10 protein-coding genes and 2 rRNA genes are annotated in these 16393 nt (G+C 67.1%); 1 reads left to right on the top strand and 11 read right to left on the bottom strand.

Features of this window, described 5'->3' with window-relative positions; translation table 11 throughout:
• Window positions 1-28 precede the first annotated feature (28 nt).
• The 4 genes from BLU20_RS06510 to BLU20_RS06495 form a co-directional block, all read right to left on the bottom strand.
• Entirely contained in the window at window positions 29-394 is a 366-nt protein-coding gene (locus BLU20_RS06510) for a 4a-hydroxytetrahydrobiopterin dehydratase (protein WP_083372017.1), read from the bottom strand.
• A 32-nt stretch (window positions 395-426) separates the two neighbouring features.
• Window positions 427-2157, bottom strand: coding sequence for a dihydroxy-acid dehydratase (ilvD, locus tag BLU20_RS06505; protein WP_197675441.1), 1731 nt, complete (start codon window positions 2155-2157; stop codon window positions 427-429).
• A gap of 37 nt (window positions 2158-2194) precedes the next feature.
• Window positions 2195-4057 carry a dihydroxy-acid dehydratase gene (gene ilvD / locus BLU20_RS06500; RefSeq protein WP_029253714.1) on the bottom strand — a complete coding sequence of 621 codons (1863 nt, stop codon included), beginning with the start codon at window positions 4055-4057 and terminating at the stop codon, window positions 2195-2197.
• Between the two features lie 83 nt (window positions 4058-4140).
• On the bottom strand, window positions 4141-5682 hold the full coding sequence (locus BLU20_RS06495) for a peptide MFS transporter (protein ID WP_197675424.1): 1542 nt from the start codon (window positions 5680-5682) through the stop codon (window positions 4141-4143).
• 100 nt (window positions 5683-5782) lie between these two features.
• Between BLU20_RS06495 and BLU20_RS06490 the strand changes: the two genes are divergently transcribed.
• Window positions 5783-7177 (top strand): cryptochrome/photolyase family protein, encoded by a 1395-nt coding sequence (locus BLU20_RS06490; RefSeq protein ID WP_083372015.1) that lies wholly within the window; start codon window positions 5783-5785, stop codon window positions 7175-7177.
• 21 nt (window positions 7178-7198) lie between these two features.
• On the opposite strand, the gene BLU20_RS06485 is transcribed toward BLU20_RS06490, so the two are convergent.
• From BLU20_RS06485 to BLU20_RS06450, 7 genes are all read right to left on the bottom strand, one after another.
• The gene (locus BLU20_RS06485) at window positions 7199-7738 is read right to left on the bottom strand and encodes a GNAT family N-acetyltransferase (protein WP_331713079.1); all 540 of its coding nucleotides are present in this window, start codon (window positions 7736-7738) and stop codon (window positions 7199-7201) included.
• A gap of 54 nt (window positions 7739-7792) precedes the next feature.
• The gene (gatB, locus tag BLU20_RS06480) at window positions 7793-9295 is read right to left on the bottom strand and encodes an Asp-tRNA(Asn)/Glu-tRNA(Gln) amidotransferase subunit GatB (RefSeq protein WP_083372013.1); all 1503 of its coding nucleotides are present in this window, start codon (window positions 9293-9295) and stop codon (window positions 7793-7795) included.
• Window positions 9292-10806 carry an Asp-tRNA(Asn)/Glu-tRNA(Gln) amidotransferase subunit GatA gene (gene gatA / locus BLU20_RS06475; RefSeq protein WP_083372012.1) on the bottom strand — a complete coding sequence of 505 codons (1515 nt, stop codon included), beginning with the start codon at window positions 10804-10806 and terminating at the stop codon, window positions 9292-9294. The genes gatB and gatA overlap by 4 nt, the downstream gene beginning before the upstream one ends.
• Window positions 10806-11102, bottom strand: a complete 297-nt coding sequence (gatC, locus tag BLU20_RS06470) for an Asp-tRNA(Asn)/Glu-tRNA(Gln) amidotransferase subunit GatC (RefSeq protein ID WP_029253708.1) — start codon at window positions 11100-11102, stop codon at window positions 10806-10808. Before gatC ends, gatA begins: the two co-directional genes overlap by 1 nt.
• A gap of 590 nt (window positions 11103-11692) precedes the next feature.
• The gene (locus tag BLU20_RS06460; protein ID WP_052367152.1) at window positions 11693-12658 is read right to left on the bottom strand and encodes a DUF368 domain-containing protein; all 966 of its coding nucleotides are present in this window, start codon (window positions 12656-12658) and stop codon (window positions 11693-11695) included.
• A 121-nt stretch (window positions 12659-12779) separates the two neighbouring features.
• Window positions 12780-12896, bottom strand: a 5S ribosomal RNA gene (rrf, locus tag BLU20_RS06455).
• Window positions 12897-13011: 115 nt separating this feature from the next.
• Window positions 13012-16121, bottom strand: a 23S ribosomal RNA gene (locus tag BLU20_RS06450).
• Between the last annotated feature and the right edge of the window lie 272 nt (window positions 16122-16393).

The following is a 16393-nucleotide window of genomic DNA, read 5'->3' as shown; positions in this document are numbered from 1 at the left end:
GGAGGAAATCGGCGGAGGTGTCGGGAATCTACGTTTCGGCCGGCGAGGGCGGGACGGCAGATGCCCCGGCCGCGCGCGCCTGGATCCCGAGGCCTGCCGCCACGGTGGAGATCTCCTGCGCGAGCCGGACGTCCTTCGTGGTCAGCCCGCCGACGTCGTGCGTCACGAGGCTGACGACGACCTCGGGGTAGCGGAGCTCGAGATCGGGGTGGTGTCCCGCGGCCTCTGCCCTCTCCCCGACGAGCGCGACGAAGTGCAGTCCGGTCGCGAACGTCCCCGTGGCGAAGACCGCCCGGGCACGACCGTCGACGACGCTCCAGTTAGGCGTACCCACCTCCGCCAAGAACGTCTCGGACGTCATCCGTCCGTCTGCCGTGTCCGCCGTGTCCGCCATGGGGCCAGGGTGCACCAGCCCGGTGACACCCGCTACATCAGGACGGCGCCGGTCGAGGCCGACTGCACGAGCCGCGAGTACTTGGCGAGCACCCCGCGCGTGTACCCGTGGCCGAGCGGCGCCCAGCCCTCGCGGCGAGCCTCGAGCTCGGACTCGTCCACCAGCAGGTCGAGCGTCTTGCTCGCGACGTCGAGCCGGATCCGGTCTCCGTCCCGGACGAACGCGATCGGGCCGGCGTCGACCGCCTCGGGCGCCACGTGCCCGACGCAGAGCCCCGTCGTCCCGCCCGAGAACCTTCCGTCGGTCAGGAGCAGGACGGACTTCCCGAGCCCCGCGCCCTTGATCGCTCCGGTGATCGCCAGCATCTCCCGCATCCCGGGTCCGCCCTTCGGGCCCTCGTACCGGATGACCACGACGTCGCCGTCGGTGATCGTCCCGTCCTCCAGCGCGTCCAGCGCCGCGCGTTCGCGCTCGAAGACCCGGGCGGTGCCCTCGAAGACGTCTTCGTCGAACCCGGCCGACTTCACGACGGCACCGTCCGGGGCGAGCGAGCCGTGCAGGATCGTGATCCCGCCGGTCGCGTGGATCGGGTCGTCGAGTGCGCGCAGGATCTTGCCGTCGGGGTCGGGCGGTGCGACGTCGGCGAGGTTCTCGGCGACGGTCCGGCCCGTGACGGTGAGACAGTCACCGTGCAGCAGCCCGGCGTCGAGCAGGGCCTTCATCACCACCGGGACCCCGCCGATACGGTCGACGTCGTTCATCACGTACCGACCGAACGGCTTGAGGTCACCGAGGTGCGGGACCTTGGCGGCGACCCGGTCGAAGTCGGCGAGGGTCAGCTCCACCTCGGCCTCATTGGCGATGGCGAGCAGGTGGAGCACGGCGTTCGTCGAGCCCCCGAAGGCCATCACGACGGCGATCGCGTTCTCGAACGCCTCCTTCGTCATGATGTCGCGGGCCGTGATGCCACGGCGGAGAAGCTCGACCACGGCCTCCCCCGACGCACGGGCGAACGCGTCGCGGCGTCGGTCGGCCGACGGCGGTGCTGCGGAACCGGGGAGCGACATGCCCATCGCCTCGGCGACCGAGGCCATCGTGTTGGCCGTGTACATGCCGCCACAGGCGCCCTCCCCCGGGCAGATCGCGCGCTCGATCCGGTCGAGGTCGCCCTTGCTCATGAGTCCGCGCGAGCAGGCTCCCACGGCCTCGAAGGCGTCGATCAGCGTGACGTCCTTCTCGGTGCCGTCCTCGAGCTTGACCCAGCCCGGCATGATCGAGCCGGCATAGAGGAAGACGCTCGAGAGGTCGAGTCGGGCGGCCGCCATGAGCATGCCCGGGAGCGACTTGTCGCAACCGGCGAGGAGCACGGAGCCGTCGAGACGCTCCGCCTGCATCACGGTCTCGACCGAGTCCGCGATCACCTCGCGGCTCACGAGGGAGAAGTGCATACCCTCGTGCCCCATCGAGATACCGTCGGAGACCGAGATCGTGCCGAACTCGAGCGGATACCCACCCCCGCCGTGCACGCCCTCCTTCACGGCCTTGGCGAGCCGGTCGAGCGAGAGGTTGCACGGGGTGATCTCGTTCCACGAGCTCGCGACGCCGATCTGCGGCTTGACCCAGTCGTCGTCGCCCATGCCCACGGCCCGGAGCATTCCTCGCGAGGCCGTGGCCTCGATCCCGTCGGTGACCTGCCTGGATCGTGGCTTGATGTCCGGTGTGCTCATCGTTCGAGTGTGGACCGGGACGGCCCCGAACGCCATACGCGTCCGGGGCCGTCTCACTGGGCGAACCGTGCCGCTACCGCTGGGGAAGCCTGGACACGTCGCGGACCGCACCCTTGTCGGCGGACGTCGCCATCGCGGCGTAGGCCCGCAGCGCCGGGGAGACGTACCGGTCGCGGTCGACGGGCTGCCACGGCCGTTCGGAGGCCTCCATCTTGGCGCGCCGTTCGGCGATGACGTCGTCGGGCACGTTCAGGCGGATCGCGCGCGTGTCGACGTCGATCTCGATCTCGTCACCGTCCTCGACCAGGCCGATCACCCCGCCCGCCGCGGCCTCGGGCGAGACGTGTCCGACGGAGATCCCCGACGACCCTCCCGAGAACCGGCCGTCCGTGATGAGGGCACAGACCTTGCCGAGTCCGCGACCCTTGATGAACGACGTCGGGTAGAGCATCTCCTGCATGCCTGGCCCCCCGGCAGGTCCCTCGTAGCGCACCACGACGACGTGACCGGGCTTCACCTCCTTGCGGAGGATCTTGTCGACGGCCTCGTCCTGCGACTCGCAGACCAGGGCGCGGCCGGTGAAGTGGAAGACGTCGGGGTCGACCCCCGCGGTCTTGAACACGGCGCCGTCCTCGGCGAGGTTCCCGCGTAGCACCGCGAGCCCTCCGTCGACCGTGTAGGCGTGCTCGACGTCGTGGATGCAGCCTTCGGCGGCATCGGTGTCGAGGCTCTCCCAGCGGTTCGTCGTCGAGAACGCCTGCGTGGTCCGCACACCACCCGGTGCCGCGTGGAAGAGCTCGACCGCGCGGTCCGTGGCCTTGCCGCCCCGCACGTCCCAGTCGTCGAGCCAGGCGCCGAGGGTCGGGGTGTGGATCGAGGTCACGTCGCGGTTGAGCAGACCGCCCCGGTCGAGCTCGCCCAGCAGCGCCGGGATCCCTCCGGCACGGTGGACGTCCTCCATGTGGAAGCTCGGGTGGTTCGGCGCGACCTTCGAGAGGCAGGGCACCTGACGGCTGATGCGCTCGATGTCCGTGAGGTCGAAGTCGACCTCACCCTCCTGCGCCGCGGCCAGCACGTGGAGCACCGTGTTCGTCGAACCGCCCATCGCGACGTCGAGCGCCATCGCGTTCTCGAACGCCGCCTTCGTCGCGATCCCCCGGGGCGACGCGGTGTCGTCCTCGTCGTCGTAGTACCGACGGGCCAGGTCGACGACGGTGCGACCGGCCTCGAGGAACAGCTCCTTGCGGGCCGCGTGGGTCGCCAGCGTCGAACCGTTCCCGGGCAGGGAGAGCCCGAGAGCCTCGGTCAGGCAGTTCATCGAGTTCGCGGTGAACATCCCCGAGCACGAGCCGCACGTCGGGCACGCGTTCTCCTCGACCTGCGCGAGCGCCTCGTCGCTGACGCCCTCGTCGGCCGCGTAGTTGATCGCGTTGACCAGGTTCAGCGGCGTCCGCGCGACGCCGTCCGCCACGACGGCCTTGCCGGCCTCCATCGGGCCTCCCGAGACGAACACGACGGGGATGTTCAGCCGCAGCGCCGCGTTGAGCATCCCCGGGGTGATCTTGTCGCAGTTGGAGATGCAGACGAGCGCGTCGGCGCAGTGCGCGTTGACCATGTACTCCACGGAGTCGGCGATCAGGTCACGGCTGGGCAGGGAGTACAGCATGCCTGCGTGCCCCATCGCGATGCCGTCGTCGACGGCGATCGTGTTGAACTCCTTCGCGACGCCGCCGGCCTCGCGGACGGCTCCGGCGACCAGGTCGCCCATGTCCTTGAGGTGTACGTGCCCCGGGACGAACTGCGTGTAGGAGTTCGCGATGGCGACGATCGGTTTGCCGAAGTCGTCGGCACCGGTGCCGGTCGCGCGCCAGAGCGCGCGAGCACCGGCCATGTTGCGACCGTGGGTGGACGTCCGAGAGCGCAGAGGGCGGCTCATGGGTGAACTCCTTTGACGTACGGGTCCGTCGTGCGACGGCTCGCAGAGCCTACGTCCGTCTCGCCATTCGGCGGACACTGCGCTCACAAAGCGGACGGAGCCTCGTCGCCACCGTCGGACCGCTTGGCCTCCAGCGCATCGGCGTGCCGGATGTGTCGCGTGATCCACGGCGAGAGGAAGAGCAGCACGACGGCGACACCGACCGCGACAAGTCCGGTCCACCCGAAGTACGCGACCTGGCTCGCCCCCTCGGTCGCCTGGACGAGCTGGGCGGTGATCGCCTGGCCCGCCGCCGGCGCAAGGAACCAGAGCGCCATCGCCTGGTTGCGGAACGCCTTCGGCGCGAGCAGGGTCGTCGCGGCCAGACCCACCGGAGACAGGCACAGCTCGCCGAGGGTCTGGATCACGTACACCATCGCCAGCGTCCAGGCCGGGGCGTCAGCCCCGTCCATGACCACGATGACCCCGGCCAGCCAGAGGAACGAGAGTCCCGCGAAGGTCAGGCCGATGACGAACTTGTAGGCCGTCGGGGGCTGGTCCTTGGTCTTCTTCCAGAACCACGCGAACAACGGGGCGAGGATGATGATGCTCGCGGGATTGACCGACTGGAAGAACTCCGGGTTCACCTCGGTGCCGAGGAACGTCAGGTCGGTGCTGTCCTTGGCGAACTCCGACAGCGTGGTCGCCGCCTGCTCGAAGATCATCCAGAAAAACGTGGCGGCGACGAACAGCGGGACGTATGCGAGGACTCGCGGCCGCTCGTAGTCCTCGACCTTCGGCGAGCGGTACATCAGCGTCAGGTAGAAGATCGGCGCGGCGAACGCGAGGTACGACATCCCGTCGATGAACGCGTCGATCGACCAGCCACCACCTGCCCACGTCCCCAGGAGCATCGCGACGGCGACGGCCAGCAGGAGCAGGAGCCCACCGCGGACCAGCGCGGGCGCCTCGTCACGGGTGATCGGGTTCGGGACGTCCTTCCCGGCGTCGCGCAGTAGCCTTCCGCCGGCGACGTAGAAGACGAGCGCGATGGCCATGCCGATCGCGGCGACCGAGAACCCGGCGTGGTACCCGCCCCACTCGCGCACCCAGCCGACGAGGAACGGCGCCGTCAGGGAGCCGATGTTGATCCCCATGTAGAAGATCGTGAACGCGGCGTTGCGGCGGTCGTCGTCGCGCGCGTAGAGGTCGCCGACCATCGACGAGACGTTCGGCTTGAGCAGACCCGTGCCGAGCGCGACGAACGCGATTCCCGACATCGAGAACCCGACCCCGGGGATGGTCAGCAGGACGTGGCCCGCCGCGATGATCACACCGCCGTACAGGACGGCACGCCGTGCACCGATGACGCGGTCCGCGAGCCACCCGCCCACGATCGTCAGCAGGTACACCGAGGTGCCGTAGATCGACACGAACGCGAGGCCGGTGGCGTCGTCGAGCCCGAGGCCGCCGTTCGCCGCCGTGTCCGTGAGGTAGTACAGCAGGATGGCGCGCATCCCGTAGTAGCTGAACCGCTCCCACATCTCCGTGGTGAACAGCGTCATCAGACCACGGGGGTGGCCGAAGAAAGTCGGCTCGTCCGGCTCCGCGCCGGTCGTGCCTCGCGCGGGGCGGTCGTCCGTCATGAAGGCGATCATGCCATTCCTGTGAGGCGACTGCGCGGGCGCTGAGGGCACGTCGCGCGAGACTTCTGTGAGGTTCGCGTGGAGGCCGTACCGTGACCGCATGACGACGTTGCACTGGTTCCGTCGAGACCTGCGTGTCGCGGACAACCCTGCCCTCGCCGCGGCGTCGGACGCAGCCCGTGACGCGGCGTCCGACGTCGTCCCGCTCTTCGTCCTCGATCCCGCGCTCTGGGCGACGGCCGGGGTACCGCGCCGCTCGCACCTCGCCCGAAGCCTCGCCCGGCTGGACGAGGCTCTCGGCGGCGCGCTCGTCGTCCGCCTGGGCGACCCCTCCGAGGTGGTCCCCGCCCTCGTCGCCGAGCTCGACGCCGAGGCGGTGTACGTGACCGCGGCCCTCGAACCGTACGGACGGCGTCGGGACGAGCAGGTCGCAGCGCGCCTCGGCGACCTTCGGGCCGAGCTCCGCCCGGTCGGGTCGCCCTATGCCGTCTCCCCCGGACGCGTGCGCAAGTCCGACGGCGACCCGTATCAGGTCTTCACACCGTTCCACCGTGCCTGGCTCGATCACGGGTGGCGCGCCCCGGCCGCCGCTCCCCAGGACTCCCCGTGGGCCGACGTGCGCAGCGACCCGCTGCCCGAGCCGCCCGAGACCTCTGCGGATCTTCCCCCGGCCGGCGAGAAGGCCGCCCTCGGACGGTGGCACGACTTCCTCGCCGACGAGCTCGTCCACTACGTCGAGGACCGCGACGTCCCGGGTCGTGCGACGTCGGGGCTCTCGACCGCGCTGAAGTGGGGCGAGATCCACCCGCGCACGATGCTCCGGGATCTCGCGCAGCTCGACGCGAACACTGCTCCTCCGGAGGTGGTCGCGGCATATCGCCGGCAGCTCGCGTGGCGCGACTTCCACGCCGACGTCCTGTTCCACCACCCGTCGGCCCGCACGCGCTCGCTCAAGCGTGTCGTGCCGGACGACGCGTGGGCCACGGGAACCGAGGAGTCGGAGGCCCTCGAACGCTGGGCCACCGGCACCACCGGGTTCCCGTTCGTCGACGCCGGGATGCGCGAGCTCCTCGCGACCGGACGCATGCACAACCGGCTCCGCATGGTCGTGGCCTCGTTCCTGGTCAAGGACCTGCACGTGCGGTGGCAGCGCGGAGCAGAGCACTTCATGCGGCACCTCGTCGACGGCGACGTCGCGCAGAACCAGCTCAACTGGCAGTGGGTCGCCGGCACCGGGCGGGACGCCGCCCCGTACTTCCGGGTGTTCAACCCCGTGACCCAGGGGCTGAAGTTCGACCCGGACGGCACGTACGTGCGGCGATGGGTCCCCGAGCTGCGCCACCTCTCCGGGAAGTCGGCCCACGAGCCGTGGAAGGTTCCGGACGACCTGTTCGCGGCCCCGGACCCGGCCCTTCCGGCCTACCCCGAACGCATGGTCGACCACGCGCACGAGCGCGAACGGACGCTCGAGGACTTCGCACGGCGCGACGGGTAGCAGGCGGACCGGTCCCTGCGCCTACTCCATGGCGTCGAACTCATCCGAGAGGATGCTCATGACGATGCCGTCGCACCACCCGTCACCGTCCCGGTACGCGTCGCGTAGTCGCCCCTCCTCGCGGAATCCGAGGCTCTCGTACAGCATCACGGCGCGCGGGTTGATCGCGAGGACGTCGAGACCCACCCGGTGCAGGTCCGCCCCCTCGGGGGAGAACGCGAACTTCAGCACCTGATAGATCGCCTCGCTGCCGTACCCGCGCCCACGGTAGTTCGGGAGCATCAGCATGTGGATGTTCGCGGACCGGACGTCCTCGTCGATCTTGTCGAGGGTGATCTCGCCGATCATCTCGTCACTGACCGGCTCGCCGTCCCGGATGGCCCCGGGCGTGATCGCCCAGTCGAACCGACCGGGCATGTCCGAGACCTCGGCGCACCAAGAGTCGATCTCCTGGCGCTCAAAGACTCGTGTCCGCCCGGTCTGGCGCATCGTGTCGGGGTCCTGGACGGACTCCCACATGCGATCGGCGTCTCGCGGTTCGATCGGCCGGAGACGAACCATCTCCGCCTGCACCGAAGGCCCCCGTGTCATACCGCGACTCCCCTCATCGTCCGTTCAGCTCACTCGTTCGAGGACGAGCTCGCGCACGCGGCCCGCGTCTGCCTGGCCGCGCGTCGCCTTCATCACGGCACCGATGATCGCCCCCACCGGTCCGAGGTTGCCACCACGGATCTTGTCGGCGATGTCCGGCTGCGCGGCGAGCGCGGCGTCGATCGCCTCGAGGAGCGGACCGTCGTCCGAGACGACCTCGAGCCCCCGGGCCTGGACCACGGCGGTCGGGTCACCCTCGCCGGCGAGGACGCCCTCGAGCGCCTGCCGGGCCAGCTTGTCGTTGATCCGACCCGAGTCGACGAGTCCCTGCAGCTCGGAGATCTGCGCCGGGGTCACGGGCAGGTCGGCCAGCTCGACCTCGTCGGACTTGGCCTTGCGGGCGAGCTCACCCATCCACCACTTGCGGGCGCCGGCGGCACTCGTCCCGGCGGCCACGGTCGCCTCGATCAGATCGAGCGCTCCCGCGTTGACGACGTCACGCATCTCTGCATCGGCGTATCCCCACTCGGCGTGGAGCCGACGACGTCGCTCGGCGGGCAGCTCGGGCAGAGCTGCCCGCAGCTCTTCGACCCAGTCGCGGCTCGGCGCGACGGGGACCAGGTCGGGCTCCGGGAAGTAGCGGTAGTCCTCGGCGTCCGACTTGGGACGTCCCGACGAAGTGCTCGAGGTGTCCTCGTGCCAGTGGCGCGTCTCCTGGACGATCGTGCCCGACGTGTCCAGCACGGCCGCCTGGCGCGACACCTCGTAGCGCACCGCGCGCTCGATCGAGCGGAACGAGTTGACGTTCTTGGTCTCGGTCCGGGTGCCCAACGGGGAGTCGGGCGTGGGGCGCAGCGACAGGTTGACGTCCGCACGTACGTTGCCGCGCTCCATCCGCGCCTCCGAGACGTCGAGCGTCCGGAAGATGTCGCGCAACGCGTGCACGTAGGCTCGCGCGACCTCGGGCGCCCGCTCCCCCGCGCCCGTGATGGGCCGCGTCACGATCTCGACGAGCGGGATGCCGGCACGGTTGTAGTCGACGAGCGAGTACTCGGCGCCCTGGATCCGGCCGCCCGTCCCACCGACGTGCGTGTTCTTGCCCGCGTCCTCCTCCATGTGCGCGCGCTCGATCTCCACGCGGAAGATCTCTCCGTCCTCCAGCTCGACGTCCAGCCAGCCGTCGAAGGCGATCGGCTCGTCGTACTGCGACGTCTGGAAGTTCTTCGGGTTGTCCGGGTAGAAGTAGTTCTTCCGCGCGAACCGGCAACTCTCGGCGATCTGGCAGTTGAGCGCGAGACCGATCTTGATCGCCGACTCGACCGCGGTCCGGTTCACGACCGGGAGCGCGCCGGGAAGGCCGAGCGAGACCGGGGTGACCTGGGTGTTCGGCTCACCACCGAACTCGACCTCCGCCGGGCAGAACATCTTCGTGCGAGTTCCGAGCTCGACGTGCACCTCGAGCCCGATGACCGGGTCGTAGCGCTTCAGCGCCTCCTCGAACGGAACGAGATCAACTGCGGCGCTCATGCCTTCTCCTCCAGCTCGGGGGCCTGCTCAAGGAGCGGGCCACCCCATGACTTCTCCAACGCCGTCTCCAGCGCGGCTCCGACCCGGTACATCCGGTGGTCCTGCTTCGCGGGTGCGAGGATCTGGAATCCGACCGGGAGCCCGTCGTCGGACACGCCGTTCGGCAGCGACATGCCCGGAACCCCTGCGAGGTTGGCGGGGATCGTCGCGATGTCGTTCAGGTACATCGCCAGCGGGTCGTCGAGCTTGGAACCCAGCTCGAACGCCGTGGTCGGTGCCGTCGGCGAGACCAGGACGTCGACCTGCTCGAACGCCGCGTCGAAGTCCCGCTGGATCAGGGTGCGGACCTTCTGCGCGCTGCCGTAGTACGCGTCGTAGTAGCCCGCCGAGAGCGCATAGGTACCCAGGATGACGCGGCGCTTGACCTCGTCGCCGAACCCGGCGCCACGAGTCGCCGACATGACACGTTCGGCCGTGACGGGCCCCTCGTCGGGCTCGACCCGCAGACCGAACCGCATGCCGTCGAACTTCGCGAGGTTGCTCGACGCCTCCGCCGGCATGATCAGGTAGTACGCGCCGAGCGCGTACTCGAAGTTCGGGCACGAGACCTCGACGATCTCTGCGCCCAGACCGCGCAGCACCTCGAGCGACTCCTCGAAGCGCGCACTGACACCGGCCTGGTAGCCGTCTCCGCTCAGCTCCTTCACGACGCCGATCCGCACCCCGGCGAGGTCGCCCGACGCGCCCTGGCGTGCGGCGTCGACGACCGGCGGGACGGCCTCGGGGATGGAGGTCGAGTCGCGCGGGTCGTGACCGCCGAGCAGCTCGTGCAGCAGCGCGGAGTCGAGCACCGTCCGGGTGACCGGCCCTGCCTGGTCGAGCGACGACGCCATGGCGATGAGCCCGTAGCGCGAGATGCCCCCGTAGGTCGGCTTCACACCGACCGTCCCGGTGACCGCACCAGGCTGACGGATCGACCCACCGGTGTCGGTGCCCACGGCGAGCGGCGCCGCGAAAGCGGCGACCGCGGCCGCCGAACCCCCGCCCGAACCGCCCGGGATCCGGGTGAGGTCCCAGGGGTTGCGCGTCGGCCCGTAGGCCGAGTGCTCGGTCGAGGACCCCATGGCGAACTCGTCCATGTTCGTCTTGCCCAGGATCGGCATGCCGGCGGCACGGACGCGCTCGACGAGCGTCGCGTCGTAGGGCGGAACCCAGCCCTCGAGGATCTTCGAGCCAGCGGTCGTCGGGATGCCCTGCGTGACGACGACGTCCTTGATCGCGATCGGCACCCCGGCGAGCGGGTGCAGGTCCTCGCCCGCGGCACGACGTGCGTCGACGTCGCGGGCGGTGGTGAGAGCCTCCTCGGCGTTGACGTGGAGGTAGGCGTGGACGTCACCGTCGACCGCGGCGATGCGATCCAGGTGTGCCTGCGTCAGATCGACGCTCGTCACGGTCCCCGCCGACAGACGTGCGGCCATCTCCGCGGCCGTCAGACGCGTCAGGTCGGTCATCAGTCCTCCCCCAGGATCTGCGGGACGAGGAAACGGCCGTCGAGCGCCTCGGGGGCACCCGCCAGCACGTCCTCGACCGGAAGCGCCGGCTCGGGCACGTCCTCGCGGTAGACGTTCGTCAGGGGCAGGGGGTGGCTCGTCGCGGGAACCTCGGGCGTCGCGACCGCACTGACCTGGGCGATCGCGTCGACGATGACGTCGAGCTCACCGGCCAGGCGCGTCACCTCGTCGGGGCTCAGGTCGATGCGGGCGAGCGCCGCGACGCGCGCGACCTCGTCACGGGAGATGGTGGACATGAGAACAGTCTAGGGCGTGCCCGCGACACCACGACGACCGGTCGAGCACTTCCTGCCCGTATACCCCAGGGGGTACCCTGGCGCGATGGACCCCAAGGCCACGACCACGCTCACCTCGCCGTCTCCGCCACTGTGGAGAGAGGTTGCTTCGTGGTCGGCGCGCCGGTGGTGGACCGCGACCGCGACCGCACTCCTCACCGTCCTCGTGATCGGCATACCGACCGACCTGATCGACACGCCGTGGTTCGGACGGGAGATCCCTCCGACGTCGTGGGTGTGGCCCGCGCTCGTGGCCAGTGCGACGCTCACCGGACTGTTGGCCGCCACCTACGTCGCTCCCCCCACCGGCCGTCGACGGAACCGCCGACCGCCGCGGTCTGGTCGGCGCCACCGTGACCTTCTTCGCCGTCGGGTGCCCGGTCTGCGACAAGCTCGTGCTGCTGGCGCTCGGGTACAGCGGCGCCGCCGCATGGTTTGAGCCCGTACAGCCGATCCTGGCAGTCGGCTCGGTGGCCCTCCTCCTGTGGGCGCTCGCCACCCGGGTGAGGCGTGAGAGAGCCTGTCCGGTCGATCGCCGGCCAGGCGGAGCGTCAGCTCGTGGACGCGGTCCGGGCGACGATGACACGCTCGAGGACGATGAGCGCGACGACGACCACGAAGCCGGCGGCCGCGAAGGCGACAGCCGTTCCGAGGTCCTCTGACGGCGCCTGCAGGCCGCGGTCGTCGTCCTGCCACGGCCAGAGTGCACGGAGACTGCCCGCCATGACACCTGTCAGGACGGCGAGCGTGACGCGTCGACGGTGCTCCAGCAGCCACTGAAGGAGCTTCACGATCGACGCCAGCCCGAGGACGGCCCCGAGCGCGAAGAGTGCGAGGTAGCCGAGATCGCGATCGTTGACCGCCCCGAGGGTCGACTCGTACAGCCCCATCGTCAGCAGCAGGAAAGAACCCGACAGTCCTGGGAGAACCAGTGCGGTGACGGCGATGAACGCCGAGACGACGATGACGACGGGGGTCGGCTCGACCTCCCCCGCCGGCAGACCGACGACGACGAGCGCGACGACGGCTCCCGCGACAGCGGCTGCTCCGTCCTTCCAGCTCCAACGGGAACGGCCCCGGGGGCGTGGTTCCGCTGCGGCGGACAAAGAGTACGGCACCCAGAGCGAGGCGAGCACCAGACCGAAGAAGAGTGCGTTCATCTCGAAGGGGTGCTCGGTGACGACCTCCTCCATCACTCCTGACATCACGACAAGCGCGATCGCCATGCCGACGCCGAGCGGAAGGAGGATGTCCCAGCGGACACGGTCGAGGTCTTCTCGCGCCCTGTCGAGGCCGCGGCCACGGACTCCGTCGGTCGCGGCGATCCGCAGTCCCGAGAGCAGGTGACCGGCCGAGGTCAGAAGATCCTCGTACACACCCACCATCAGCGCGATCGTGCCGCCACTGACTCCCGGGACGGTCTCAGCAGTCCCCATCAGGCCGCCACGGACGACGTTCAAAGCAACCGAGCCGGCGCGGCGCGGGCCACGGTCCGACGGGCGGGCATGTGTGGGCATGCAGACTCTCCTCTGGGGGCGATCGACCGCTCGAGCCTAGAGCATCGGGCACCACCAAGATGACGGCGTGGGGGTATGCCAAAGGCCCACCCCGGTTGGGGTGGGCCTTTGGTGAATGGTTGTCCGGCGGTGTCCTACTCTCCCACCCCGTTCCCAGGGCAGTACCATCGGCGCTGAAGGGCTTAGCTTCCGGGTTCGGAATGGGACCGGGCGTTTCCCCTTCGCTGTGACCGCCGTAACTCTATGGAGATGTTGGGTTTCCTTCCCCCGGGTTGTCCGCGTGTGTGCGGGTGGGGGTTGGTGGTGCCCGTGTCTCGGGAACCGCATAGTGGACGCAAGCATTGAAGTGTTGGGTTGTGAAGTTGTTGGCTGATTAGTACCGGTCAGCTGCGGCAGTCTTTAGTCCTGCCTTCCACGTCCGGCCTATCGACCCAGTGTTCTGGCTGGGTGCCTTCCACCCCGTGGGGTGTGGAAACCTCATCTTGAAGCAGGCTTCCCGCTTAGATGCTTTCAGCGGTTATCCCTTCCGAACGTAGCTAACCAGCCGTGCCACTGGCGTGACAACTGGCATACCAGAGGTTCGTCCGTCCCGGTCCTCTCGTACTAGGGACAGCCCTTCTCAAGTTTCCTGCGCGCGCAGCGGATAGGGACCGAACTGTCTCACGACGTTCTAAACCCAGCTCGCGTACCGCTTTAATGGGCGAACAGCCCAACCCTTGGGACCTACTCCAGCCCCAGGATGCGACGAGCCGACATCGAGGTGCCAAACCATGCCGTCGATATGGACTCTTGGGCAAGATCAGCCTGTTATCCCCGGGGTACCTTTTATCCGTTGAGCGACGGCGCTTCCACAAGCCACCGCCGGATCACTAGTTCCGACTTTCGTCCCTGCTCGACTTGTCAGTCTCACAGTCAAGCTCCCTTGTGCACTTGCACTCGACACCTGATTGCCAACCAGGCTGAGGGAACCTTTGAGCGCCTCCGTTACATTTTGGGAGGCAACCGCCCCAGTTAAACTACCCACCAGACACTGTCCCTGATCCGGATTACGGACCGAGGTTAGGAATCCAGAGCGACCAGAGTGGTATTTCAACGTTGACTCCGCCCGTGCTGGCGCACGGGTTTCACAGTCTCCCACCTATCCTACACAAGCCGCACCGAACACCAATATCAAGCTATAGTAAAGGTCCCGGGGTCTTTCCGTCCTGCTGCGCGTAACGAGCATCTTTACTCGTAGTGCAATTTCGCCGAGTTCGCGGTTGAGACAGCGGAGAAGTCGTTACGCCATTCGTGCAGGTCGGAACTTACCCGACAAGGAATTTCGCTACCTTAGGATGGTTATAGTTACCACCGCCGTTTACTGGGGCTTAAATTCTGAGCTTCGCACCGAAGTGCTGACCCGTCCTCTTAACCTTCCAGCACCGGGCAGGCGTCAGTCCGTATACATCGTCTTGCGACTTAGCACGGACCTGTGTTTTTAGTAAACAGTCGCTTCTCCCTGGTCTCTGCGGCCCTCCACGCTTCGCCCAGCTAGTGGGTTGACGTTTCAGGCCCCCCTTCTCCCGAAGTTACGGGGGCATTTTGCCGAGTTCCTTAACCACGATTCTCTCGATCGCCTTAGTATTCTCTACCTGATCACCTGAGTCGGTTTGGGGTACGGGCGGCTAGAACCTCGCGTCGAGGCTTTTCTTGGCAGCATAGGATCATCGCTTTCGCACATACGTGCTCACCATCAGTTCTCAGGCTCACGCCCGGCGGATTTGCCTACCGGACACCCTACGACCTTAGACGTGGACAACCATCGCCACGCGCAACTACCTTCCTGCGTCACCCCTGTTAATACGCTTACCTAGTACGAGCTCGGGTCCCGCGCGCCCCGCCACGATGACCCCGAAGGGTCGGTGTGGAGGTTTGGGCGGTTAGCATCACTCAGTTCGGTATGGGCGGTTCTTCGCCGGTAGGAGAATATCAACTCCTTGTCCATCGACTACGCCTGTCGGCCTCGCCTTAGGTCCCGACTTACCCAGGGCGGATTAGCCTGGCCCTGGAACCCTTGATCATTCGGCGGACGGGTTTCTCACCCGTCTTTCGCTACTCATGCCTGCATTCTCACTCGTGTGGGCTCCACCGCTGGATTCCTCCGCGACTTCACTGCCCACACGACGCTCCCCTACCCATCCACACGCCTGGACCACGAAGGCCTGGCGAATGTGTGAATGCCACAGCTTCGGCGGTGTACTTGAGCCCCGCTACATTGTCGGCGCGGAATCACTTGACCAGTGAGCTATTACGCACTCTTTCAAGGGTGGCTGCTTCTAAGCCAACCTCCTGGTTGTCTGTGCAACTCCACATCCTTTCCCACTTAGCACACGCTTAGGGGCCTTAGCTGGTGGTCTGGGCTGTTTCCCTCTCGACTACGGAGCTTATCCCCCGCAGTCTCACTGCCACGCTCTCACTTACCGGCATTCGGAGTTTGGCTGACGTCAGTAACCTGGTGAGGCCCATTAGCCATCCAGTAGCTCTACCTCCGGTAAGAAACACGTGACGCTGCACCTAAATGCATTTCGGGGAGAACCAGCTATCACGAAGTTTGATTGGCCTTTCACCCCTAACCACAGGTCATCCCCCAGGTTTTCAACCCTGGTGGGTTCGGTCCTCCACGCGGTCTTACCCGCGCTTCAACCTGCCCATGGCTAGATCACTTCGCTTCGGGTCTAGACCCAGCGACTATGGTCGCCCTATTCGGACTCGCTTTCGCTACGGCTTCCCCACACGGGTTAACCTCGCCACTGAGCACTAACTCGCAGGCTCATTCTTCAAAAGGCACGCCGTCACCCCTGCTAGGGAGGCTCCGACGGATTGTAGGCACACGGTTTCAGGTACTATTTCACTCCCCTCCCGGGGTACTTTTCACCTTTCCCTCACGGTACTTGTCCGCTATCGGTCACTAGGTAGTATTTAGGCTTAGCAAGTGGTCTTGCCGGATTCACACGGGATTTCTCGGGCCCCGTGCTACTTGGGATCCCCTTCAGGAGGCCACGCGATTTCGTCTACGGGGGTTGCACCCTCTGTGCCGGGCCTTTCAATGCCCTTCGACTATCACGCGACTTTCTTACTCCTTGACCTGATGTCAGTCAGATCCGAAAGGTCCCACAACCCCGAACGTGCAACGCCTGACAGCTATCACACACGAACGGTTTGGCCTCATCCGCTTTCGCTCGCCACTACTCACGGAATATCTCTTCCTGCCGGTACTGAGATGTTTCACTTCCCGGCGTTCCCTCCACACACCCTATATATTCAGGTGCGGGTCACCACACATGACTGTGGCGGGGTTTCCCCATTCGGACATCCTCGGATCACGGTTCGTTTGCCAACTCCCCGAGGCTTATCGCAGGCTACAACGTCCTTCTTCGGCTCCTAGTGCCAAGGCATTCACCCTGTGCCCTTAAAAACTTCAACAAAACAACAAAATTGCAGAAACCAAAGATCGTTAGATCTTCGATTAATTCAAAGATGCTCGCGTCCACTATGCAGTTCTCAAGCAACGGACGATCCCACCCTACCGACACACCAAAGTGTGCTGTCGTGGTGACCCGTATCCAAACAACCAACCCGCCAAACGAGCTGATGATCTGGGGACCCAACAGTGTGCTCTACGCCAACCACCCACCGCACCAACACTTTCCAACCCACCACCAACCCCAACAGGGGCCGGCAACCAGGCGTACTCGC

Origin of the sequence: Paraoerskovia marina, from assembly GCF_900105445.1 — a bacterium.
GTDB lineage: Bacteria > Actinomycetota > Actinomycetes > Actinomycetales > Cellulomonadaceae > Paraoerskovia > Paraoerskovia marina.
This window is presented reverse-complemented; position numbering and strand designations above follow the sequence as displayed.

Bases quoted from the DNA above. Each gene is read 5' to 3' on its own strand.
- ilvD (WP_029253714.1), bottom strand. From the start codon at position 4,057: ATGAGCCGCCCTCTGCGCTCTCGGACGTCCACCCACGGTCGCAACATG.
- gatC (WP_029253708.1), bottom strand. From the start codon at position 11,102: ATGTCCACCATCTCCCGTGACGAGGTCGCGCGCGTCGCGGCGCTCGCC.
- gatB (WP_083372013.1), bottom strand. From the start codon at position 9,295: ATGAGCGCCGCAGTTGATCTCGTTCCGTTCGAGGAGGCGCTGAAGCGC.
- BLU20_RS06510 (WP_083372017.1), bottom strand. From the start codon at position 394: ATGGCGGACACGGCGGACACGGCAGACGGACGGATGACGTCCGAGACG.
- gatA (WP_083372012.1), bottom strand. From the start codon at position 10,806: ATGACCGACCTGACGCGTCTGACGGCCGCGGAGATGGCCGCACGTCTG.
- ilvD (WP_197675441.1), bottom strand. From the start codon at position 2,157: ATGGCGTTCGGGGCCGTCCCGGTCCACACTCGAACGATGAGCACACCG.
- BLU20_RS06495 (WP_197675424.1), bottom strand. From the start codon at position 5,682: ATGACGGACGACCGCCCCGCGCGAGGCACGACCGGCGCGGAGCCGGAC.
- BLU20_RS06460 (WP_052367152.1), bottom strand. From the start codon at position 12,658: ATGCCCACACATGCCCGCCCGTCGGACCGTGGCCCGCGCCGCGCCGGC.
- BLU20_RS06485 (WP_331713079.1), bottom strand. From the start codon at position 7,738: ATGGTTCGTCTCCGGCCGATCGAACCGCGAGACGCCGATCGCATGTGG.
- BLU20_RS06490 (WP_083372015.1), top strand. From the start codon at position 5,783: ATGACGACGTTGCACTGGTTCCGTCGAGACCTGCGTGTCGCGGACAAC.